Genomic DNA, 21,848 nt, shown 5'->3' with positions numbered 1-21,848 from the left:
TAATTAGAAGTTTTTAACCTCAACAGCTATTGATACTTTAGATTTAAAACAAATAACTTAGGGGATGGAATAAAATATATAGCATCTCCTTTAAAATTAAAGCCATGGTTAAAAACTCTAAATCTTAATAACAATAATTTAACCCATAATAATATAAAAGAACTTACTACTGCATTAACCGAAAATAAAGCGTTAGAAACTTTACTAATAAGCAATAATATTGAAATAGGAGATCTAGGTTTTGAAGTAATAGCGAACATGCTACAAAAAACAATTCTCTAAAAAAATTAGCTCTTATGAACATTAAATTAGGAGATTTAGGAGCCGCCTATCTATCTTGCTACAGTATTTCTTTATCACAAAGATCACCTACAACATATAAAGGAATTAGATCTAAGAGATAATAACATAACCAATTTTGGTGCGGAAAGCTTAAAAAGCATTCCAGGTAACATGACGATTTTAGTAGACGGTAATTTGATAATTCAATATTTGAGAAAAGCGTTGAGGCTTTAGGAGAAAATAATTAAAATTATAAAATAATATTTATATGGCAAATCTAACAAATGCACAGAATGAAAGGTTAACAGTAGAGTTTGTTAAATATGTAGATAGCCAGACAGTAGAGGATATCATAAGAGATAAAAAATCGAGAGAGGCTTTATTAAAAAGTATTATATTAAACGAATCTATATCTACCTTAAAAATCCTTACTGAACACTATAAGAAAATACACAAAAATAATAGTGAAGCCCTTGATGAAAGTTTTAAAAAATTAGCAGTTCTAGCGGTTTTAGCAGGTAAAACAGAAAAGATTATTCCAAAAGAACTTGTTTCTTATATGGCATTTCATGTTGGATTTGCTGACGAGAATCCTACCCATGGGCTATTAAATGACAACAACAACTCAAATCTGCAGAATTTTGCATATGCTTTCCGTACTCGACTTAACTCAAAGATTATAAAAGAAAATGATACTCCTTTACAAAATAGACGCTTTGATGCCTTAGGTAGGTTAATTCAATATAATAGCCAATGTAGTGCCGTATGTTTTGACGGCAAACAAATTTTAGTAGCGTTCAACGAATTACATAATTCTAGTTGTGAACACAAATAAAGTTGAACAAATTGAGACACATACCACAAAAGTTTTTAAATATTTACACGATTATGCTACTTACACAGCTTTACCTACAGAAGAGAAAAAAAATTTTCTACAACAACAAAATCTATCTACTCCTACTCAACGAAAAGCGCTACTTCTAGATGCTGCACAATATTATTATAAAAATAATAGTGACCATAAGGGTATATTACCACGCATTTTGCAAGAGCTAGAAAAATATCCGAATAAATAATCAAGAGGTTCAACAAAAAGTCTGTAATGTAACCAGTGCAAGTCCAAAAGTAGTTAAGGCAGTAGCTAGAGCTAGAAGAGATTTGATGAAATGAGAATAATACAGTAATAAAAGCACAACTTCCAGATCATGATAATCAATTAAGTGCGGAAATATACATAGGATTGTCTAAATTTTGTTATATTAGTTGTGATTTAATTATAAATAAAGAAAAATGTAGATTTGCATTTTACTGATAAGAGTAAACAAAAACACTTAATACCGCTTAATATTACTACTAGCGGAGGAAATGGAGTAGGATATGAATGGGCTTTAATAGATGCTATAAGAAAAAATCCTGACTGGTTAGAAGATTTTCTAGGTAAAACAGCATATGAAAAATATAACGCTTTATCAGAACAGGAGAAGAAAATAGCAATTAACGGTATAGTAAGATATATAGGAAAAGGGGAATTCAAGATTAAGGACGCCCCGCTTAAAATAAACCCGGAGAAAGAACATAGCAAAGATAAAGAAAATGAACCTTTGAAAAAACAGAAACAAAAGAAATTGACTGCTGACACTTCTTCTAGTGAAGCTGAAGCACAAAATAAACCTAAAAAAAGATAATAACAGCGACGAAGAACTAAGTATAATCCGTAAACCTATAAATTTTTATGATAACATTACGGCAGTCCCTTCAAAAAGCCTAAATCCTACTTCTTCCCGTTTTCAACCACTTGGCAGCTCACCTCAAGATACTCCAAGCTCTGTTGCTACTGATGATGTAGAAAGTGATGAAATGAGCTCTACACCTAACAGTATTGAGGAGTTGTAAAGTAAAAGCTCTAGCGCTTCTCAAGACTTATTATCTAGCAGCAGTAGTGAGGAAGAACTAATATTTAATAGGAACATATTACCTACCGGATAATGAGTCGCCACGTAAAAGTTCTAGCATAAATACAAATAAACGCAAACATAGTGCCAGTGAGAATGAAGAGTTAACGCTAAGTGATAGCGAAGATGAGGCACTTAATAGCAGTGTTAAGAAGCAGTTAAGTAAAAAACTTAAAGTAAGCAACTTTGATGAGGTGATGCCCATACTTTTTGATCTAGTCAAAAACTTGCAGTTTAGTAATCTTACTCGCGTCGAAAAAGAAAACCTTACTAATTTATTATTACAAGAAGAGCTAAATGTAAATGGAAAATATAATTGAACCGAGCGTTTAGCGGCTGTAAATGATAATAAAGAGTTACTGAATAAGTTTGATAGGGAAGCGGTAATTACGGCAAATATAGATTTTAAAGCAATTGATACAAAAGCAGCTGCAAAAACAGGCTCAGTAGAAAGTAGAGCAGAACATAATCATTTAACTGATCATACTAATAACACTAAAGCACTAATCGCTGAAATTCAAGCAGGTACTATTAATAAAAATACGGTAATAGCTATTGAACGTAAGCAATATGGCGAAAATCTCGGTATGCAAGACGTAATTAAAATAACAACTATATTAGAGTATAATGAAAAAAATCCTGATACTCCTACAACACTACCTGCAGAACTAGAAAATACACCTATATTACAAGATGCTCTTTTATATAAGATAGCTAAAGAAAATAAAATTAAAATTATCAGTTTAGAAGGTAAAAATCTAAAACACTTAAAAGATACACCGCTTTATAATGAGAATCGTGAACAATATATGACGAGCGTAATTAATGAGATGCGTGGTAAAGGATATAATGTAATTGCAAGTGTCGGCTCTAGTCATCTGGTTAATTTAGAGAAAAACTTAGAAAACAGTAAAAACATGATATAGGATTTAGTCACATACTTAGAAAATACTACAGAAAGCTTTAAATATGGGAAGTGCCATTTCAACAGGAATGGTTAACATAAGGGCAAGCACTAAAGGTAATAGTATGGTACAACGGAAAGCTTTAAACGATCAGTCAAAAAGAAATATCTCAACTGGGAGATAACTCTATATAGAAGAAAAATCTTTATTTCCCGGGAATAAATGTGTTTCTTTTCACTTGGTAAAGCTAAATCCACCTCGCTCAAAATATAGCCCGTTCCAGCTTACGGCATTTCACTAAGCCTTTAAGTTCTTTATCCTTTACATAGGTAATTGTGTTTAAGAAGTCAAGATAAGAGCTAACTTTTTGGCTTTTCCTTTTTCTACAAGTCTTTTATAAAAAGGTTTAACTGCAGAATTTATATCTTACAGACGTAACAGCTGCCATATATAATGCTGCCCGCATCGTTTTTCTACCACCTTTATTAGTTTTTGCTAACCTAACACTTAAACCTGAAAAGCTTGATTTTATGCTACGTCCGCCGTTTGATTTATTCATAAAAGTGAAAGAAATTGAAGAATGGCGCACCCGAGAGGAGTCGAACCCCTAACCTTATGATCCGTAGTCATATACTCTATCCAATTGAGCTACGGGTGCTAAGTTTGAAGTACTTATTTCTAAGCCTTATTTCTTGTTGCTAACATACGAAGAAGCATATATAAAAGCATAGCATTTGTCAAGAAACATAGAGTGTTCTTTTATGTTTCTCTGAATAATAAAATATCAATTAATAGTTGAATTATCATAAATTATCATATTATATATTGTATATAGAGGTGCATAAATTGATATGAGAAAAAAATGAATAAAATAAAATTAATCATAATTTACTTACTTTGGATTAATATGACTGCACAAGCAGACAATATATCGGAAAGTGCTAAAAAAAATTTAGCGGTAATTAACTCTTTAAATGTTGAGGAAAAGTGGCAGAAAGGTAATGTAATAAATTGTAAGTTGGGAGAAACTTTATTAGAAGAAACAGAAAAATATAACTCTCCTAAGTTAAAGCGTTTGACTCATTGTAGTTGTTTTGCGTATGTTGCTAGTGCAGCCTTGGGGCTTCCAAATCAGTCTTGACTTCCTCATCCTGAAAGCGATAAAGAATTTATACCTACTTTATCAAATAAGCAAGCTGAGTGGCTTGAAACAGACGGAATAAAGAACGGATGGAATTTTGTTAAAGCAGGAAATCGTGATGATAGTTTTATTCAAGCACAAAAATTTGCTAATCAAGGATATTTTGTGGTATCCGTATATAAAAATGCTCTAATCCAAAAAGAGCAGGGCATATTGCAGTTGTAGTACCAAGTAGTAAGGATATAGAGAAAATAAAAAATGAAGGACCGGACACGGCTCAAGCCGGTAATATTACTGTAGCTCTTTGAAAAAGGGTTTTAGGAATAAAAAAGACGCATTTAAAAACAACGAAATAAAATTTTATTATTATAAAATATAACAGATATCAGTAAGGTAACAAGACAGTTTTTATTCTATGTCATTCCCGTGGAGCATTGCCTGTGTGGATCGATTTCCTGTTGTCATACCGTGGCTTGACCACGGGATCCATAAATATGATAAAAAAATACTAGTATTTTTAACTGGACCCAGTAGGTACAGCCTTACGGGGTGACAATGGTGGAATCGATCCACACAGGCAATGTTTTCCTGCAGTAGCGGGAACCCCCAGTGTTTTAAGTTATTTTTTTTGGATACCGTGGTCAAACCACGGGATGACACAGTGGATTTTACTGATTCACGCAACAATGTCTTGCGGGAATGACGCCGATTTATGTAACAACGTCCCTGGTTTGCAGGAATGACATAATCAGCTTTTTTAGTTATTGGCTATTTTAGAGATTTATGCAACAGCATCTACCCATGAAATTTCTATGCTACCGGTTAGATCCACTTGAGGAGTTTCGCTGTAGCTTGGTAAGTTATCATACACAAGATGAGCTAAGTCGGCTATTCCGTTTACACTATCCCTGCTGTATTTGCATAAGCAAATTTTGCTGCTTCTATTCCTGTATAAGTCGTATTTTTTAATAACTCAAATGTGTTCTCCGGCGAATATGCAAGAGCTGCTCCAATACAAATCCCCATGGCAACTGTAGGATGAGCATAAAATCTCCATGCAGCCGTTGATATTGCTGCTTTTACAAATGTAGATATAGCCCATCCAAAAGCGTGTCCTGTCATTACTTTACCGGCTACTACTTTATAAGCACAAGCACCCATAAAAGCACTACCAAGTACTTTATAACCGTAACCGGTTGCTGTAGCAGCACAACCTACAGCAGCTTCTGTAGCATTAGCAAAATACTCAAATGTTGCTTCAGACACTTTTACTCCTGCATATGTAGTCGAATTATTTACTACTTTTTCAGGTGATATGTTATTAGAAACTGTATTTAAATAGATAGCTAAACATAATTTTTCCCCTTTAAAAATTTTGATTAAATTTAATTTTTACCTAAAAAAGTAATAATCAATTAATATATTCTAACTGAATATTATAATGCGTTATTGATAGTTCCTTTTTTTGTCTTAAGTGCATTACGCACTAATAGACTGTCGCATGTCAAGAGAAAATATTAATTATTTCTTAAAAAATAAATTTTTATTACTATACCTAACAACCATATTCTATCATTGACCGTCTATCTCATATGTGGTTATGTCTATACTATTCTAAAAAATATTATATGTAATGATGTTATTTAAAATAAATCCTGAATGGATATTGAATTTTAGAAGTGAAATTTAACTAGCTGGTTTAAAATATTTCCCTTTTTCGCTAGTGATTATTTTTACATTACAATTATTGCGATTGCTTACTGGTTAAATCCAAGAAAGAGATTATTTTTGGATTTAGGCTGGCTTATATCATTTGCAATATTATTGAATGTTATTATTAAAAAGGCTTTTTCTATTCCTCGTCCGCCTAGTATATTACATATGTTACCTATTAATGATGGAGCATTTGGTTTCCCTAGTGGAGATGTACAGGTGGCTACTATTTTCTTTATGATAATATTTTTATCATTTAATTCAAAAACGTTAAAAATAATATCTATCACAATGATTATTAATATTATGCTTTCACGCCTATATCTTGGAGTACATAGTATATATGATGTTATAAGGCGGTATAATTTTTGGAGTGTTAATTGTTTTAGTTTATAGAAGTAATTTTATGCAAGCACAAATAAGTAGATGGGGAAATAGTGCTAAATCTTATTATTGTATATTAGCTTTTGTGATAGGTATATGTTTCTTTTTATGGAAAGACAGTCCTTTTCCCTTACTGCTTTTATTACCAATAGGAACTTATATTGGGTTATGGTATCGTATATATTTGTTTTAAATACTGATTTGATCTTAAATAATGCTCAAAAAACTATAGGTATAATTATTAGTTTCATTCTGGTTATTCTTTTTTATAAAACTTTTCCTATAATAAAAAATTCAACAATATTATTTAATTTTACACTTTTGCTTAAATTTGCTTTATTACCTGTTTTGATTTATATTTTACTTCCTATGATGCAAAGAGAACTAAAAATAGATTAAATTAAATTTCTTTCACCAAATCCAATGTACAGATTTATAACTATTCGCATGATAATCTAATATATCAAGTATTGACAAAGTACATACATTTTTTATTATAAATATAACATTGAAAATGGTTGTATTATGAGTATCAAACTAGATTCTTACGAACAAGATATTGAAGATAATTTTGAAAAGCAGCAAAAAATTGATGATAGAAGTGAAATAGCTTTGCTTTAAAAATTTGCAAAAGCACATCTTAGTAAAAAAAGATCTGTTACTATTAGGATTGCAGAACATGACATAGAAGCAATAAAAATTAAAGCTTCTAAGCATGGTTTGCCTTATCAGACCTATCTTAATATGCTAATTCATTCAGACGCTACTAAACTCTAAATATTATGACCAAGTATAGATATAATCATGAAAAGAACGTTAAGTTATTGCATGAGCGTGGTATAGGCTTTGAAGAAATAATACAGTCGATTGCTGATGGTAATTTATTAGATATTAAATTACATCATAATCAAGAGAAATATAAAGGTCAAAAAATTTTATATGTTTGAATGATTGCGCAAGTATATGCAGTACTTTATATAAAAGGTGATAAAGATGCTATTTTCCTTAACACTTTATTTCCTAGCAGAAAAGCCAAAAAGGAATTTTTAAAAAATAAGAAATAATATATGCGTTTTATAGAAGAATTTATAAATAAAGGATATTTTCATCAATGTACCGATTTGGATCGGTTAACTGCTATAACGAAAGAAACAAAAATAGCTGCGTATATAGGCTTTGACTGTACTGCTACATCACTCCACATCGGTAGTTTAATGCAGATAATGATTCTGCGATTGCTTCAGCAGTACGGGCATAAGCCTATTGTAATTATCGGCGGCGGTACAAGTAAAATCGGTGATCCTACTTGGAAAGACGAAGTGCGCAAAATTTTAAGCAAAGAAGATATAGCTAAAAATGCCGAAGGCATTAAAAAATCTTTGTCGAAGTTTATCAAATTCGGTGACGGTAAAAGTGATGCTATTATGCTGGATAACGCAGAGTGGTTAGATTCATTCAATTATCTAGATTTTCTACGGGATTTCGGTAGCTATTTCTCGGTAAACCGTATGCTGACTATGGATTCGGTAAAACTAAGGCTTGAGCGTGAGCAGCATTTAAGCTTCTTAGAATTTAACTATATGTTATTGCAAGCCTATGATTTTTACTATTTAAGCAAGCATTACAATTGCAGCTTGCAGCTTGGCGGTAGTGATCAGTGGGGCAATATCGTAATGGGAGCGGATTTAATTCGTAAAATAAGCGGCAAAGAAGTATTCGGTATGACGACACCGCTACTTACGACTAGCTCCGGTGCTAAGATGGGCAAGACTGCTGCAGGAGCGGTATGGCTTAATGAAGATTTGCTAAGCCCGTATGATTATTACCAATATTGGCGTAACTGCGAAGATGCCGACATAGTTAGATTTGCCAAATTATATAGCGAGTTCACTCAAGAAGAGCTTAATAGGTTTGAGAGTTTAGCGGCAGAAGATATTAATGCAGCTAAAAAACAGCTTGCTTATGAGCTAACTAAGCTTTGTCACTCGGAGCAGGCAGCAAAATCAGCTCTAGAAACTGCAGTAAAGATATTTGAAGAAGGACAAATCGATGAGAATTTACCTACCGTTGTTTTAGAGCAGGAAGTATTACAAGCAGGTATTAGTGCATATGAATTATTTCATGAAGCAGGGCTTGCTACCTCTAAATCGGAAGCACGCAAGCTTATAAGAGGGAATGGTGCTAAGATAAATGATAGATTAGTCGAAGATGAAAATATGATAATTAACACTAATTTCTTACTCGATAAAAATGTGATAAAGCTCTCTGCCGGTAAGAAAAGACATATATTGGTTAGGGTTTGAATATTTGTCTAGATTACCATGTTCCCTTCAGTTGCAGCATTATTGTATGGCTCAAATATATTATGTCTAATTGAAACTGCAACTTTCAATTAGACAAATTGTATATTTTCTATCTCATGAGCCCTTATAACATAAGTTAAATTCAAATTGAAACAGTAATGACTAAAATAAGGCTTGATGAATATTTGCTGCAAAAAGGTTTTGTAACAGATATTACCATAGCACGAAGCTTGATTATCCAAGGTAAAGTACATAATAAGCATGAGCAGTTAATTAAGCCTGGGATACAGGTTAATATAAATAACACCGACATTAAGGTAAAGCTACCGAAGCATAATTATGTTTCAAGAGGGGCATTAAAATTAATTGCCGCTTTGGATTATTTTAAAATTGATCCCGAAAATTTAGTGTGTATTGATATCGGTAGTAGCACCGGCGGTTTTACGGAAGTGTTACTTGAGCGTAAAGCAACATTAATTTTTGCCGTAGATGTTGGTTATGGCGAACTTCATCCTAAATTACGCGACAATCCACACATTAAGGTGCTTGAGAAGACTAATGCACGATATTTAACCGATAAACAAATAATAACGAAGCCTGATTTAATTGTTTGCGATGCCAGCTTTATTAGTTTAACTACTATATTACCGACTGCACTAAATTTAGTTAAAGAAGATTGCATGCTTATTGCTTTAATAAAACCGCAGTTTGAGGTCGAAAAGCATGAAGTAGAGCAGGGAGGAATTATTAAAAATCCTCTCTTACATCAAAAAGTATGCGATAAAATCAAAGATTGGCTTGAGAAAGAGCATAATTTTAAAATATTCGGTATAATAGCAAGTCCAATACTAGGAGCTAAGGGGAATCAAGAGTTTTTAATATGCGGAAAAAGAAAAACGGTTATTTTTCTATAGTTTATCCTTAATTTGAATTGTTTTAGTAATCATTGCATCTTCTAATGTATAATTATTCAATGTTTTTATAAATGCTTCACTTGCTTCTTTAATAAAATGTTTAAATTGGCATGAATTTGTAATTCTGCAGCTATTAGTATTTTTATTGAAACATTCTACTATATCCATATTAGGTTCTAATTTTTCTATTATATCTCCCAACTTCATGGCAGAAGGGCTAAATGCTAGCTTAATTCCTCCTCCTTTTCCTTTACTACTATTAATATATCCTAATTGTGCTAATCTATGAATCACTTTTATCAAATGATTAAGGGAAATATTATAGTACTCTGATATCTCTTTTACACTACAAATTCTTTCCGGTTTTGAAGCAAGATATATAAGGCTACGTAACCCGTAGTCGGTAAAACTTGTTAACTGCATAAAAATTTTATTTATTTTTACCTTGAATATATAAAAAAACGTCTATATAAGTCTAGTTACCATAATATGTATTTTAAATGCATATTTTAGTAAAAGTTATATTATTAAAAAAGGAGTAATAATGTCTAGAACAACTATAGTGAGAGAAATAAGAAAAGCTGCTGAGCTATTTAAGAATTTTGATATTACTAAATCTTTAAATTTTTATGGAAATTTAGCAACTAAATATGAAGCAGTGGTAAATGAATTTTTTAATAGTAATAGTTTTAATACTGAAAAACCTGAGAAAGGAATACAGCCAAATGCAATGAAAAATTTTTTAAATCTTACCAGCAGTAGTATTCTAAAGGTTTTAAGTTCATATAGCGCAACAGATGAAGTAGATCTTTTAGGAGTGATCCAATCAGCATTAGAGAATGATCATAAGTTTAAAAGGGCGGTATCAAAAATTGTTGGTATACATGTAGGGCGTAATATTCCTTCAGCGTTATATCAACCTGTTGCTGAAGAGCTTATATCAAATGTAGATGAGGGTAACAAGTTGGTAACGGAAATATTAAATATAGTAGGAAAGCATTTTGTAAGTGCTGAAAAGAAGCAATATAATGAATTAAAAGCAAAGTATAATATAGAGAGTTTTGAAAGTCATAAAATAAAAATCGAAATAGAAAGTGCTGATAAAAATACGGCAAAAATAAAATTTTATAGACAAAATGAACAAAAAGTAATACCACACAAACATGGGCAAATTATTACTGTTAAAGTAGGAGAAAAATACAGTGAATTTACAGTTATAAAAACCTGTCATGATGAAGAAAGTCATTATTATGAATGCTTAATAAAGAAAAATCCTAATGGAACTGTAACAAATTATCTATTTGATTCTGAAAATCAGCTGGTAAAAGTACACCCTTCATATATTGAATCGGATATAGAAAACAATAAAGATCTCGTTCTTATCAGCAGCTGGTCGGGAGAAAGCCATTCTATTTCTAGAATTAATAGTATAACAAATGAAGAAAATGTTAAGCTTCCTGCCGTTATGCACATTATTCACTCTACTAGAAATAAAAACAGTGATACATTATCATACCGGTAGAAATAGCTGAAGAATTTTTATTAGGCCTTTTAAAAGGTGAAACTGATGAAATTTGTGGTCCTCATTCTTTTAACGATCATGTGTAGCATATATTAGAAGCGAAAGTGGGGGTTATGTATACTCAAATTCATGTAGAAGCATTTTGTTTATCAGAAGGAGACTATGATCCATCTCTGAGCGGACAAGAGGGATTATCGAGTATTTACCCATTTATGAATATGTAGTTTTACAAAAATATAAAGTTAAATATTGCTTATATATTCTAATTAGTGTATTTTTGCTACGGATAAGCATTATAAAAATTATAGATAGGTGGGTTTATCCCACCTTTTTTATTATAAATATCAAATATGCAAACTATTGAACAACAAATAACAAACGTAATAGAAGAATCCTTGACGGATATGGGGTTTGAGTTAGTTCTTGTTAAGTTTAAAGGTGTTAACCCTAAAGTAGTCGAGATATTGATTGATAGCTTAAACGGCGAAAGAATATCTGTGGAAGATTGTACTAAAGCAAGTAGGACTATCTCCGCTATTCTAGATGTTGAAGATTTAATAGAAGCTGCATATTCTTTAGAGGTAGCATCAAGCGGTCTTGAACGTCCGTTAGTAAAATTTGAAAATTATAATAGATTTTTAGAAAGAGAAGTTAAAATCAAACTTAAAGAATTATTGAACGGCAAAACTCGTTATCAGGGTAAAATAATTAAAGCCGAAAATAATAAAATATATTTAAAATGTGAAGAACAAGAAGTACTAATAGATTATGATTTAATTAAAAATGCTAATCTAGTTTTAACTGAAGAAGTATTTAAAAAATTGCTAAAGCAATAAGAGATAATGTATGTCTAATATAGGTAATGTAGAAATTTTACAAATTATAGATTCTGTAGCCCGTGAGAAAGGAATATCAAAAGAAATTTTGATTTCAACGGTTGAACAAGCGGTACAAGCAGCAGGACGAAAAAAATACGGTAATGAATATAATATTAAAGCTCAGATAAATAGGAAAACCGGTGAGATAAATCTTTTAAGGATCTTAAAAATAGTAGAAGATGTAGAAGATTACTTAACGCAAATCTCACTTGAAGAAGCTTTAATAAAGAATCCGGAAGCTAAAATCGGTGATGAGATATATGAATATTTACCGCCGATTGATCATGCTAGAGTATCGGCTCAAGCTGCAAAACAAGTTATAACTCAACGTGTTATAGAAGCTGAACGTGAAAAACAATATCATGACTTTAAAGATAGAAAAGGCGAAATTATAAACGGGATAGTTAAGAGAATAGAATACGGTGATATAATAGTTGACTTGAGTCGTGCTGAAGCAATAATAAAAAAAGATCAATTAATTAAGGGTGAGAATTTTAAACCTAATGATCGTATAAAAGCATATGTACAGGATGTAAGGCAAGAAACAAAAGGACCGCAGATTTTCTTGTCTAGAGTAGATAACCAGATGCTAGTTAAACTATTTAAGCTAGAAGTACCTGAAATTCTTGAAGCTATTATTCAAATAAAATCAGTAGCACGTGATCCCGGTTCAAAAGCAAAAATAGCGGTATTTGCTTCGGATAGTAGTATAGATCCCGTAGGCTCATGCGTAGGTATTAGAGGTAATAGAGTAAAAGCCGTAACAAATGAATTAAACGGAGAGAAAATTGATATAGTATTATGGAGTAATGATCTTGCACAGTTTATAGTTAATGCTCTTGCACCGCTTGCACCTGGGGAAATCACAAAAATTTTGATTGATGAGGATAGGCATAAGGTAGAAGTAGTAGTTTCGCAAGAAAATCAAAGTATTGCAATAGGTAGAAGAGGGCAGAATGTTCGTTTAGCTTCTCAGCTTACAGGTTGGAATATTGATATAATGACCGAAGAGCAAGAATCAAAAAGAAGAAATGAAGAGTTCTTAACTTCTACGGAATTATTTATGGAAGCTTTAGATGTTGAAGAAGTTATAGGTCAGCTTTTATCGGTAACGGGATTTAATTCAGTAGAACAAATTGCTAGTAGTGAGATTAGTACTTTAACAAGAATCGAAGGCTTTGAGGAAGAACTTGCCGTAGAGATTAAAAATCGAGCTATTAATTACGTCGACCTTAAGAATGAACAGATTATCAAAAAGCTAGAGGATCTAGGAGTTGAGCAAGAATTAATAGATATATTAGAATTATCGCTTGAATTAATATTAAAATTTGCCGAATATGGTATAAAGACCATAGAAGATTTAGGAGAGATGAGCGTAAATGAATTTAAAAATTTAGCTCCAAATTCTAATATAACGGACGAAAATATTAAATTGCTGATTAAAACTGCTAGACAGCATGGTGCATTGAAGGATAGTTAGTGGGTTGAATGTAGGGTGTATGTCATTCCTGTGAAAGCAGGCATCCAGAATAAATAGCTTAGTAATTAGGGCGTCCTTGATATAAACCTATAAAAACAAGTTTTTTTATAGATTTTAGTGGATTCCCGCTTTCGCGGGAATGACATAAACGAGTCATGCGAGCAACACCGCTTTTAGTTAGGAATGACATAATCAAGTAGTAGACGGAAAAAACAGAAACACAAAGGTTTTAAATATGACGGATAACCAGGAAATCAAACCCAAAAAGTTGACACTTGGCAATTCAAAATTATCGCTTAATAAGTCTTTTGACTCTCTTACAGGAGCTCAAAGCTTTGTTAATGCTAAATCTAAAACGCTAGTAGAAGTTAGAAAAAGCTCTACCGGTAGTGCTACTACCCTTTCATTAAATAAAGAAAGGAATAGTTTAGATCAAACTGTTATTGATGCTAATAAGGAAGAATTTAACAGACGTTTATCTATTCTTAAAAAAGCTGCTGAGCAATCTAAATTAAATGACCCTTCAAAAATAAGCACTTTAAGTAAACTTGCAAATATTAACCAGTCTGCTAACTCAAAAATAGAACCGCTAGAAACTGATAAAGAAGTTGAACCAGAACAGCAAAATACCGAAGAAAATAAAGTAGAAGTTAGTGCTAAAATCGTTCAAGATGATGAAGATATACCGTCACAAATACCTAAAAAGAAAGAAGACATTTTTGTAAAGTCTCCTTTAGTAGGAATGCGAACACGTTACGGTATAGAATCAGAGAAAGAATTAGATAAAACAACAGATAGGAAAATAGTCGCACCAAAAATTAAGCTAGAAGAGTCAAAAAAATTCAAAAAGGCCGATCTTTTCAATATGCTTAGCGACGACGAAAGCGGCAGCGGTAGAACTAGAAGTCTTGCTTCTATAAAAAGAGCTAGAGAAAAAGAAAAGCGTAAATTAGTATCACAAGCACCTGAGAAAGTATATAGAGAAGTGACGATCCCGGAAGTTATCGGAGTCTGCGATCTTGCAAATGCTATGTCTGAAAGAGTGGCTGATGTAATTAAAGAATTAATGAAACTCGGTATTCTTGCAAATGCTAGCCAAACAATAGATGCCGATACGGCAGAACTAGTTGCAACAAATTTAGGGCATACGGTAAAAAGAGTTCAAGAGTCAGATGTTGAAAATGTTTTAATTAGTGATGATAAGGTTGAGGATTTAAGAACGCGTGCTCCGGTTGTGACGGTAATGGGTCATGTCGATCATGGTAAAACCTCATTGCTTGACGCTCTTAAGTCTACAGATATTGCTGCAGGTGAGCTAGGCGGAATTACACAACATATTGGAGCTTATAGAGTAACTCTTGCAGACGGTAGAGCAATTACTTTTATTGATACTCCGGGGCATGAAGCTTTTTCGGAAATGCGGTCAAGAGGTGCTAAAGTAACGGATATAGTTATTATAGTGGTCGCAGCAGATGATGGAATCAAAACGCAAACTGTTGAGGCAATTAATCATGCGAAAGCAGCGGGCGTTCCTATAATTGTAGCTATTAATAAGATTGATAAGCCTGATATTGATATTGAGCGTGTAAAGAACGAATTATATGTCCACGAAATTATCGGCGAAGAAGCAGGTGGTGACGTTATGGTGATTCCTATCTCGGCACTAAAGAAAATTAACTTAGATAAACTTGAAGAAGCAATTTTATTAATTGCAGAAATGCAGGATTTAAAGGCAAATCCTTTCGGTTCAGCTGCCGGTGTTGTAATCGAGTCAAAAATTGAACAAGGAAGAGGAACGCTAACCACTATATTAGTTCAGCGAGGTACTTTAAGAAACAGTGATATTATAATAGCTGGTACTTCTTACGGTAAAGTTAAAAAGATGATTAATGATAAGGGACTAGAAATATTAGAAGCAACTCCGTCTGTTCCTGTAGAAATTCAGGGTTTAAATGAGGTGCCTTTTGCCGGCGATAAATTTAACGTAGTACAAAATGAGAAACAAGCAAAAGATATAGCCGAATATAGAATGCGTCTTGCTAAAGAAAAAAAAATATCTATTGCACCGCGTTCAAGTTTAGAAGATTTGTTTTTAAAAGCTTCCGGTAATAGTAAAATTAAGGAATTACCTTTAATTATTAAAGGTGATGTTCAAGGGTCGGTTGAAGCTATTTCAGGTAGCTTATTAAAATTACCGAGTGATGAGATAAAGCTTCGTATACTTCATAGCGGCGTAGGTCCGATAACGGAATCCGATTTATCTCTTGCACATGCTTCTTCGGCTATTATTGTCGGCTTTAACGTTAGAGCAGGGGCAAAGGCCTTAACTGCCGCAGAAAAAGAAAAAGTCGATATTCGATATTATAGTATAATATATCATTTAATTGATGATATAAAAGCCATTATGAGCGGTATGCTTGATCCGATTGTTAGAGAGCAGTATATCGGAAGCGCAGAAATTAGACAAATATTTAATATTATCAAAGTCGGCAAAATCGCCGGTAGCTATGTAACTAAAGGAATTATTAAGAAAAGAGCGGGCGTACGCTTATTACGTGATAATGTAGTCATTCATGAAGGAAAATTCAAAACTTTAAAACGCTTTAAAGATGAAGTTAAAGAAGTTAGAGAAGGATATGAATGTGGTATAGCATTTGAAAATTACGAAGATATTAGAGAAGGAGACACAGTTGAAGTTTTTGAGCTAATTCAAGAACAAAGACAATTATAATATACTCGTTGAACTTCAAAAATTGGCTACATTATCATACAAGTACTGCGGCGTTGTTGCATAGATACTACTAAATCGTCATTGCGAGTAGTCGTAGACTGCATGGCAATCTCATGAAATAATAACAAACTCCTGAGATTGCTTCGTCAATTACTTCGTAATTTCCTCGCAATGACGAAAAGTTAGAACCACGCAACAATGCCCTGCTTTCGCGGGCATGACATTTAGTAGAATATCCCTTTTTGATAAATTAATCAATTTTAAGTAAAATATAATAAAAAGTTAATAATTCTAAAAGTAAAGGTTTTTTCAGTACATTTAGTTCATCATTAAAAATAGTTTATGATTTTGGATTAAAGAGTTTTAATATTATAAAAAATACATCTAGTATTCTTTCTTCTAAAGTTGCTGAAACTTTTAATTTTGTGAGTAATAAAGTTTTTTCTTGTTTAAATAATAACGCTGAAGAAACATTTAATCTCTTATTAGATCGACTTGAAACTCTTTCTGATAATGAGTTAGTAGAAGAAATTTTAAACACGTCTGAAAATGAATTAGATGAAGTTTTTGAAAAGATGACATATAAAAAATTGGTAGAATTAATTAATAATATTTCCGATGAACAAGCACAAAAATTAGTTAATTATATTTTGCCGGAGCATTTTGAAAAATTAATGAAATTTATTCCATTAGATAAATTAAATGCATATATAGATACTACCCTTTCTTTAGAAGAGCTTACCGAGCAGGAACTAAAAAAATTATCAGATGAGGATATTTCTGATGAACAGCTTGAAAATATAATTATTTTAGCAGGAGAAGAAACACTTGTAGAAAATTTTGATATTATTCCACATAAAAATTTAGTAAGAATCACAAGTAATATTTCAAATGATAAGCTAGCAACAATAATTTCTCACGCCTCAGATGAAAGTCTAGTAAGCATCCATTGATATTATTGAATCGGATAATCATGATTTATCGAAATCATTAGTTGGGCAAATAATAGCCTTAATACACGACAAGAAGTGTGTAAAGCAAGAATCAGGTGCAGTATCTGATAGTGATTCCGGATTCTCTGATTGTGAAGATGAAATAGAAGTATCAGACAATCAAGTAGAACACTCTAATAGTGATTTTACTATAAGTTATCAGGTGGAATTATCTTACAATTATTTTGGAGTCTTTAATTATGAAGATGATGTAGTATGCGTATAATAAAGCTCTTATGTCATTTCGTTGATTACAGAAATCCAGTAAATGGATTCCTACTTTTAACTAGGAATGGCATAATTGATTGCGATTTTAGCATCAGGAGGGCGTATGTATAGTGGTTCGATAGAGCTATTTAATTTTATATCGCTCGACAATCTACTAGCAATATATCTACAGGTCACCCAAGCTTTAACTCGTGCAAAACGTGGCAAGGTTATTATATTCGGCAAATGCATAATTTGGTGATATATAAATTCAAGTCCGCTACCGCAACAAACTATATTCCCTTTCTCATTTGTAAGCAGTTTTATAGCATACTTGAAATCTATCAATAACGGCTCTTCTATTTTTCCTGATTTATGAAAAACTTGCATATAAAGCTGTGAGCGATAAGCGTTTAAAAAGACATATATTTTATCATAATCTTTAACTTGAGTTATAGCTCTAAAATAAGCATATTCAAAATTGCTAACCGCTACTGCTTTAATATTCTCCTTGGAAAATAATATACCTTTAGCACTAGCAAGTCCTATTCTAATGCCGGTAAAGCTACCGGGTCCGTTAGTTACCGCTAAATAATCTAAATCATCATATGAACATTTAGCTGATTTCATCACGTCTTCTATCATCTGCATTAGATTTTCTGCTTGCATAGAAGGACGTAATTCTTCTATACATGCAAGGATATTCTCATTTTCGGATATTGCTACCGATGCAGTATTATTGGCTGTGTCAAATGCTAGTATTTTCATAGATTATTATTTGAATAAGTCACTATGTGTACCGGTATGTATATAGTATACCGGGAAATTTTGAAAAGCCCTTATGTCATTTCCCGCGAAAGTGGGAATGACATGGAATAAAATAGTAGAGGTTTGCAGAATCATATTAAATTAAGCTTTTTATACATTTCTTTATACGAAGAATATTTATTAATATTTAAACCTTTTGCTGATTCTTCTAATATTTTTATTGATTCTGCATTTAATTCTTTTTCCTGTTCTATTTTATGATATATCGCTTCTCTTACAAAATTCATAATAGTATCATTTTTATGTGCAGTGTAAACTTTAAGAAAATGATGTAATTCGTTTGGTATATCTATGCTTAGTCTAATCATATTACATACTTACTTAAGTAAGTATATCATAAAATAAGAAAAATAAAATATAGTCTCTAAAAATTATTTAAAGTATATTCAATAAAAGTTTGGCGTGCTTCAACCTGTCTATTATTATGAAATAAATATCTATTAAAAAAATAGTTTGTTAGAGCTAAAGCTTGCCGTTTTTCTTCTAATGTAATCTCACTATTATCTGAAAGTAAAAATCTTGGTAACATCAATAATTTATCTTTATAAGGTTTTCCTACTTCATATGATAATGCTCTAGCTGATTTAGGTGATACATAGATTAAATCAGTTGTAACGTGGCTCACGCCGCACTTGGTAAGATCAAGCTTATAACCCGTCTCGGCAAGTAAAGCTAGCTCAAAATTAATATAATCACGAAAACAAAAATTCTTTGATAAATTATCTAAATAGTTAATTAGAAATGAAAAAAATTTAGAATGTTCTTCTCTTTCATGAAATAACTCTTTGATTAAAGATATAACGGAATTAAAGGCATATAATTTAGCTTTATTTGTGATAAAATAACCGGTGTAAGATTTAATGAGTTCACATTTAGCCATGCCAAGATGTTCATGTAATCTTGCCTGCCAAAGAAAATCTACAATATTCCCTTCCTGATATGTAAATTTACTTTTTCTAGAAAATTCTTTTACAACTCCCGAATATAAACCATGATTTTTAGTAAAAACCGTAATAATAAATGTATTTTCTTTCAAAGGTTTTTTAGCAATTATTACTCCTATATCTTTGATATTCATGGTTTTTATTATTAAATTTTCGTCATTGCGAGGAAAATTACGGAGTAATTGACGAAGCAATCCAGTTAAAAATGCTCATTTTTAGCATTTTTTTAATTATTTTCTGAATTGCCGTGTTCCTTTCAGTCGCTCGCAATGACGGTTTGATATCCGTACAACAATCCCCTAGCTTCCTCAGAATTCCCTGTATATGATATATTCTTATACCCTAGTTTGATTGCAGTAAATAAAGCGGCGTGATCCTCTCCTACATTTACGGTAAGATCTAAAACTTTTTCCGGAAATTCTTTACTTAGAGTTTTAAACATGTAATCAATTGCTAGTATACCGTAATATTTTACGCTAGAGGCATGATTTGTTAATATCAGCTGCTCTTCTACACTAGATAAAAAATTACGTGCTTCTTCCAAATTTCTTATTTCATAAACTATACTCATTTAATTATCTCTTTTAGGTCCTTTAAATGTGAGACGGAATATATAAAGTCATACGTTAAATTTTCAAATTTAGAGCAGATAATCTTATTAAATCCAAGTTTTACGGCTTCTTTTATTCTTGTTTCTGCTTTTGCGGTTTTTCTTATTTCACCCGATAAGCTTATTTCGCCGAAAAAGACGCTATGTTCGGGTACAGGTTTGCTGGTTGCAGCAGATATTAAGCTTGCGGCTACTGCTAAATCAGAAGCAGGATCGGCAATTTTAAGTCCCCCCGCAATGCTTAAATATACCTCATAATTAGCAAGATTAAGTCCTATCCTACTACTAAGCACGGCAAGTATCATTGATAACCTATTAGCATCCCAGCCCACCGCAGAGCGTCTAGGAGTTACCATATTTGAGGGTACTATAAGGGCTTGTACTTCCATAAGTAACGGTCTTGAACCTTCGATTCCTGCAAAAATAGACGTACCTATAACGTTTTGTTCTCGCTTCATTAAAAATAGTTCAGACGGATTTGTTACTTCAATAAGCTTGCTGCCGCTCATCTCAAATACTCCTATTTCACCCACACCGCCAAAACGATTTTTATATGAGCGTAAAATACGGAAATGATTATTATGATCTCCCTCAAAATATAGCACGGTATCAACTAAATGTTCAAGTATCTTAGGACCTGCTAGTTGTCCGTCTTTAGTGACGTGGCAGCTTAATAAAATAATTATATTATTTTGCTTAGTATAATTAACAAGCTCATTTGCACATGTACGAATTTGCGCAACAGTACCTGGAGGCGATGATAATTCTTTTGTGGTAATTGTTTGAATAGAATCAATCACTATTAAATCAATATTATTTTTATTAGCTTCTATACTCGCAATAATATCTTCCAAATTAGTAGCTGCTAAAATATCGGTATTATAGTTAGTTAGATTTAGCCTTATGGCCCTTAATTTTATTTGGTCTAACGATTCTTCGCCCGTTATATATAAGCAATTCATATTTGATGCAAAGTTACTTGCTGCGAGCTGTAGTAACAAAGTAGATTTGCCTATACCAGGGTCTCCTCCTATTAATATAGCAGAACCAAGCACTAAACCGCCGCCTAGTACTCTATTTAATTCACCTATAGGGGTAGGGATGCGTAACTGCTCGGTTACATGCCCTGAAAGCTTATCGAAGTCTTGCTTGCTACCGACTTTAACAATTGCTTGATTTGCACTTACTATCTCTTCGACAATACTACCCCATACACCGCAATCAAAGCACTGCCCTGACCATTTAGGACTAATATTTCCACAGTTAGAACATATGTAATGCTTTTTGGTCATGTTTGTTTTTTAATGTTTTGTTACGCGGTTCTATGTCATTCCCACGAAAGCAGGAATGACGGTAAAGCTCAAAACCAACAGCTTACTCTTACCATATAGTTTTTCGCGTATAATTTCAATATTTTCATCTAAAACATAATTATCTGTTTTAGCCATCTCAATAACTATAATAGCACCGTCTTTGAGCCAATTATTTTTTATCAGCAGTTTCATTACTTTAGGCACTATATTTTTATGATAAGGGGGGTCTATAAAGACAAGATCAAATGATTTATTAGACATCTTACCAGACTTCGCTTCTAGAGGTAATTTAGACGTCGATCCGGTACTCGCATCCTCACGTACTAGTGTGTACGCTGCGGTGCTGCGTTCCGTGTCTCCTTTAGATCCCTCTCTATAAGCTGGTTTAAAAAGATGTCTAGTAGTTTTCGGTAGATTTAAAGCATTAATATTAACGAAATTAACATTATTTTCAATGTTTAGAGATTTAGCAAATCCTTCTGCTATTTTTAATGAGGATGTATCAATATCAATTAAGGTAGCAAAACCTGCTCCTCTTGATAGGCTCTCAAAAGCAAGGCTACCGCTACCGGCAAATAAATCGAGAATGTGAGTATTTTCGTTAAATAATTTATTACCGGTAAACTCACCGGAGGTTAATATACTAAATATTGCCTCTTTGAGCTTACCGGTGGAAGGTCGATATTTGATATTTTTAGCGGTAGGTATAATTTGGTTTCTATATTTACCGGATATTATTTTTAACACTT

General features: G+C 32.4%; 23 protein-coding genes, 1 tRNA gene and 5 pseudogenes. 17 read left to right on the top strand and 12 right to left on the bottom strand.

The window, feature by feature from the left end; translation table 11 throughout:
* Window positions 1-26: 26 nt before the first annotated feature.
* Entirely contained in the window at window positions 27-260 is a 234-nt protein-coding gene (locus tag MCC_RS11220; protein WP_014408790.1) for a hypothetical protein, read from the bottom strand.
* Window positions 261-330: 70 nt separating this feature from the next.
* Between MCC_RS11220 and MCC_RS11215 the strand changes: the two genes are divergently transcribed.
* From MCC_RS11215 to MCC_RS04865, 6 genes and pseudogenes are all read left to right on the top strand, one after another.
* The gene (locus MCC_RS11215; protein ID WP_408005721.1) at window positions 331-516 is read left to right on the top strand and encodes a hypothetical protein; all 186 of its coding nucleotides are present in this window, start codon (window positions 331-333) and stop codon (window positions 514-516) included.
* A 34-nt stretch (window positions 517-550) separates the two neighbouring features.
* The gene (locus MCC_RS10475) at window positions 551-1,117 is read left to right on the top strand and encodes a hypothetical protein (RefSeq protein WP_231288664.1); all 567 of its coding nucleotides are present in this window, start codon (window positions 551-553) and stop codon (window positions 1,115-1,117) included.
* On the top strand, window positions 1,104-1,358 hold the full coding sequence (locus tag MCC_RS10470) for a hypothetical protein (protein WP_041405432.1): 255 nt from the start codon (window positions 1,104-1,106) through the stop codon (window positions 1,356-1,358). The genes MCC_RS10475 and MCC_RS10470 overlap by 14 nt, the downstream gene beginning before the upstream one ends.
* Before the next feature lie 164 nt (window positions 1,359-1,522).
* Window positions 1,523-1,967 (top strand): annotated as a pseudogene (locus MCC_RS04875) (hypothetical protein).
* On the top strand, window positions 1,930-2,175 hold the full coding sequence (locus MCC_RS04870) for a hypothetical protein (RefSeq protein ID WP_014408788.1): 246 nt from the start codon (window positions 1,930-1,932) through the stop codon (window positions 2,173-2,175). Before MCC_RS04875 ends, MCC_RS04870 begins: the two are co-directional and overlap by 38 nt.
* A gap of 646 nt (window positions 2,176-2,821) precedes the next feature.
* A complete protein-coding gene (locus MCC_RS04865; protein WP_014408787.1) occupies window positions 2,822-3,160 on the top strand; it encodes a hypothetical protein in 339 nt (112 codons plus the stop codon).
* A gap of 385 nt (window positions 3,161-3,545) precedes the next feature.
* Here the strand turns inward: MCC_RS04865 and MCC_RS04860 are convergent, their stop codons facing one another.
* Both MCC_RS04860 and MCC_RS04855 read right to left on the bottom strand, forming a co-directional pair.
* Window positions 3,546-3,698: a transposase gene (locus MCC_RS04860; protein ID WP_014365665.1), complete on the bottom strand. Its 153-nt coding sequence runs from the start codon at window positions 3,696-3,698 to the stop codon at window positions 3,546-3,548.
* A gap of 22 nt (window positions 3,699-3,720) precedes the next feature.
* A tRNA-Arg gene (locus MCC_RS04855) sits at window positions 3,721-3,797 on the bottom strand.
* Window positions 3,798-4,001: 204 nt separating this feature from the next.
* Here MCC_RS04855 and MCC_RS10465 point away from each other — a divergent pair.
* Window positions 4,002-4,280, top strand: a complete 279-nt coding sequence (locus tag MCC_RS10465) for a hypothetical protein (RefSeq protein ID WP_014408786.1) — start codon at window positions 4,002-4,004, stop codon at window positions 4,278-4,280.
* A 781-nt stretch (window positions 4,281-5,061) separates the two neighbouring features.
* Here MCC_RS10465 and MCC_RS04845 read toward each other — a convergent pair.
* Window positions 5,062-5,375: pseudogene (locus MCC_RS04845) on the bottom strand (hypothetical protein).
* Window positions 5,376-6,068: 693 nt separating this feature from the next.
* Between MCC_RS04845 and MCC_RS10460 the strand changes: the two are divergent.
* The 5 genes and pseudogenes from MCC_RS10460 (at window position 6,069) to MCC_RS04815 (ending at window position 9,594) form a co-directional block, all read left to right on the top strand.
* A complete protein-coding gene (locus tag MCC_RS10460) occupies window positions 6,069-6,389 on the top strand; it encodes a phosphatase PAP2 family protein (protein ID WP_014408785.1) in 321 nt (106 codons plus the stop codon).
* A gap of 513 nt (window positions 6,390-6,902) precedes the next feature.
* Window positions 6,903-7,154: pseudogene (locus MCC_RS04830) on the top strand (CopG family antitoxin).
* A gap of 5 nt (window positions 7,155-7,159) precedes the next feature.
* Window positions 7,160-7,441: pseudogene (locus MCC_RS09015) on the top strand (hypothetical protein).
* 3 nt (window positions 7,442-7,444) lie between these two features.
* Window positions 7,445-8,680 carry a tyrosine--tRNA ligase gene (tyrS, locus tag MCC_RS04820; RefSeq protein ID WP_014408781.1) on the top strand — a complete coding sequence of 412 codons (1,236 nt, stop codon included), beginning with the start codon at window positions 7,445-7,447 and terminating at the stop codon, window positions 8,678-8,680.
* A gap of 158 nt (window positions 8,681-8,838) precedes the next feature.
* Complete coding sequence (locus MCC_RS04815) at window positions 8,839-9,594, top strand: TlyA family RNA methyltransferase (RefSeq protein ID WP_014408780.1); 756 nt, start codon at window positions 8,839-8,841, stop codon at window positions 9,592-9,594.
* On the opposite strand, the gene MCC_RS04810 is transcribed toward MCC_RS04815, so the two are convergent.
* Entirely contained in the window at window positions 9,589-10,017 is a 429-nt protein-coding gene (locus MCC_RS04810) for an Rrf2 family transcriptional regulator (RefSeq protein WP_014408779.1), read from the bottom strand. The genes MCC_RS04815 and MCC_RS04810 overlap by 6 nt on opposite strands.
* Window positions 10,018-10,138: 121 nt before the next feature.
* Here MCC_RS04810 and MCC_RS09560 point away from each other — a divergent pair, with 121 nt between their 5' ends.
* From MCC_RS09560 to nusA, 3 genes are all read left to right on the top strand, one after another.
* Window positions 10,139-11,116, top strand: coding sequence for a hypothetical protein (locus MCC_RS09560; RefSeq protein WP_014408778.1), 978 nt, complete (start codon window positions 10,139-10,141; stop codon window positions 11,114-11,116).
* 350 nt (window positions 11,117-11,466) lie between these two features.
* On the top strand, window positions 11,467-11,952 hold the full coding sequence (gene rimP / locus MCC_RS04800; RefSeq protein ID WP_014408777.1) for a ribosome maturation factor RimP: 486 nt from the start codon (window positions 11,467-11,469) through the stop codon (window positions 11,950-11,952).
* Between the two features lie 10 nt (window positions 11,953-11,962).
* Window positions 11,963-13,474 carry a transcription termination factor NusA gene (nusA, locus tag MCC_RS04795; protein ID WP_014408776.1) on the top strand — a complete coding sequence of 504 codons (1,512 nt, stop codon included), beginning with the start codon at window positions 11,963-11,965 and terminating at the stop codon, window positions 13,472-13,474.
* A gap of 58 nt (window positions 13,475-13,532) precedes the next feature.
* Here the strand turns inward: nusA and MCC_RS10910 are convergent, their stop codons facing one another.
* Entirely contained in the window at window positions 13,533-13,664 is a 132-nt protein-coding gene (locus tag MCC_RS10910) for a hypothetical protein (RefSeq protein ID WP_269208670.1), read from the bottom strand.
* A gap of 45 nt (window positions 13,665-13,709) precedes the next feature.
* Between MCC_RS10910 and infB the strand changes: the two genes are divergently transcribed.
* On the top strand, window positions 13,710-16,205 hold the full coding sequence (infB, locus tag MCC_RS04790; protein WP_014408775.1) for a translation initiation factor IF-2: 2,496 nt from the start codon (window positions 13,710-13,712) through the stop codon (window positions 16,203-16,205).
* A gap of 284 nt (window positions 16,206-16,489) precedes the next feature.
* Window positions 16,490-17,423, top strand: a pseudogene (locus MCC_RS04785) (hypothetical protein); the annotation flags it as partial.
* A gap of 56 nt (window positions 17,424-17,479) precedes the next feature.
* On the opposite strand, the gene tsaB reads toward MCC_RS04785, so the two are convergent.
* The 6 genes from tsaB to MCC_RS04755 form a co-directional block, all read right to left on the bottom strand.
* A complete protein-coding gene (tsaB, locus tag MCC_RS04780) occupies window positions 17,480-18,172 on the bottom strand; it encodes a tRNA (adenosine(37)-N6)-threonylcarbamoyltransferase complex dimerization subunit type 1 TsaB (RefSeq protein ID WP_014408773.1) in 693 nt (230 codons plus the stop codon).
* Window positions 18,173-18,303: 131 nt separating this feature from the next.
* A complete protein-coding gene (locus MCC_RS04775) occupies window positions 18,304-18,540 on the bottom strand; it encodes a hypothetical protein (protein ID WP_014408772.1) in 237 nt (78 codons plus the stop codon).
* Window positions 18,541-18,596: 56 nt separating this feature from the next.
* Entirely contained in the window at window positions 18,597-19,310 is a 714-nt protein-coding gene (recO, locus tag MCC_RS04770; protein WP_014408771.1) for a DNA repair protein RecO, read from the bottom strand.
* Window positions 19,311-19,432: 122 nt separating this feature from the next.
* Entirely contained in the window at window positions 19,433-19,747 is a 315-nt protein-coding gene (locus MCC_RS04765; protein ID WP_014408770.1) for a hypothetical protein, read from the bottom strand.
* Window positions 19,744-21,078, bottom strand: coding sequence for a DNA repair protein RadA (gene radA, locus MCC_RS04760; RefSeq protein WP_014408769.1), 1,335 nt, complete (start codon window positions 21,076-21,078; stop codon window positions 19,744-19,746). Before radA ends, MCC_RS04765 begins: the two co-directional genes overlap by 4 nt.
* A 30-nt stretch (window positions 21,079-21,108) precedes the next feature.
* On the bottom strand, window positions 21,109-21,846 hold the full coding sequence (locus MCC_RS04755) for an RsmD family RNA methyltransferase (RefSeq protein ID WP_014408768.1): 738 nt from the start codon (window positions 21,844-21,846) through the stop codon (window positions 21,109-21,111).
* Window positions 21,847-21,848: the final 2 nt, after the last annotated feature.

Origin of the sequence: Rickettsia rhipicephali str. 3-7-female6-CWPP (assembly GCF_000284075.1) — a bacterium.
GTDB classification, from domain to species: Bacteria; Pseudomonadota; Alphaproteobacteria; order Rickettsiales; family Rickettsiaceae; genus Rickettsia; species Rickettsia rickettsii.
The sequence above is the reverse complement of the archived record's forward strand: the minus strand, read 5'-3'. Positions and strand labels throughout refer to the sequence as shown.

Bases quoted from the DNA above. Each gene is read 5' to 3' on its own strand.
- infB (WP_014408775.1), top strand. From the start codon at position 13,710: ATGACGGATAACCAGGAAATCAAACCCAAAAAGTTGACACTTGGCAAT.
- MCC_RS04765 (WP_014408770.1), bottom strand. From the start codon at position 19,747: ATGAGTATAGTTTATGAAATAAGAAATTTGGAAGAAGCACGTAATTTT.
- MCC_RS04775 (WP_014408772.1), bottom strand. From the start codon at position 18,540: ATGATTAGACTAAGCATAGATATACCAAACGAATTACATCATTTTCTT.
- tyrS (WP_014408781.1), top strand. From the start codon at position 7,445: ATGCGTTTTATAGAAGAATTTATAAATAAAGGATATTTTCATCAATGT.
- MCC_RS11220 (WP_014408790.1), bottom strand. From the start codon at position 260: ATGTTCGCTATTACTTCAAAACCTAGATCTCCTATTTCAATATTATTG.
- MCC_RS04815 (WP_014408780.1), top strand. From the start codon at position 8,839: ATGACTAAAATAAGGCTTGATGAATATTTGCTGCAAAAAGGTTTTGTA.
- MCC_RS04860 (WP_014365665.1), bottom strand. From the start codon at position 3,698: ATGAATAAATCAAACGGCGGACGTAGCATAAAATCAAGCTTTTCAGGT.
- MCC_RS09560 (WP_014408778.1), top strand. From the start codon at position 10,139: ATGTCTAGAACAACTATAGTGAGAGAAATAAGAAAAGCTGCTGAGCTA.
- MCC_RS10465 (WP_014408786.1), top strand. From the start codon at position 4,002: ATGAATAAAATAAAATTAATCATAATTTACTTACTTTGGATTAATATG.
- MCC_RS04865 (WP_014408787.1), top strand. From the start codon at position 2,822: ATGCAAGACGTAATTAAAATAACAACTATATTAGAGTATAATGAAAAA.
- tsaB (WP_014408773.1), bottom strand. From the start codon at position 18,172: ATGAAAATACTAGCATTTGACACAGCCAATAATACTGCATCGGTAGCA.
- rimP (WP_014408777.1), top strand. From the start codon at position 11,467: ATGCAAACTATTGAACAACAAATAACAAACGTAATAGAAGAATCCTTG.
- MCC_RS10910 (WP_269208670.1), bottom strand. From the start codon at position 13,664: ATGTCATTCCTAACTAAAAGCGGTGTTGCTCGCATGACTCGTTTATGT.
- nusA (WP_014408776.1), top strand. From the start codon at position 11,963: ATGTCTAATATAGGTAATGTAGAAATTTTACAAATTATAGATTCTGTA.
- MCC_RS04810 (WP_014408779.1), bottom strand. From the start codon at position 10,017: ATGCAGTTAACAAGTTTTACCGACTACGGGTTACGTAGCCTTATATAT.
- MCC_RS10475 (WP_231288664.1), top strand. From the start codon at position 551: ATGGCAAATCTAACAAATGCACAGAATGAAAGGTTAACAGTAGAGTTT.
- radA (WP_014408769.1), bottom strand. From the start codon at position 21,078: ATGACCAAAAAGCATTACATATGTTCTAACTGTGGAAATATTAGTCCT.
- recO (WP_014408771.1), bottom strand. From the start codon at position 19,310: ATGAATATCAAAGATATAGGAGTAATAATTGCTAAAAAACCTTTGAAA.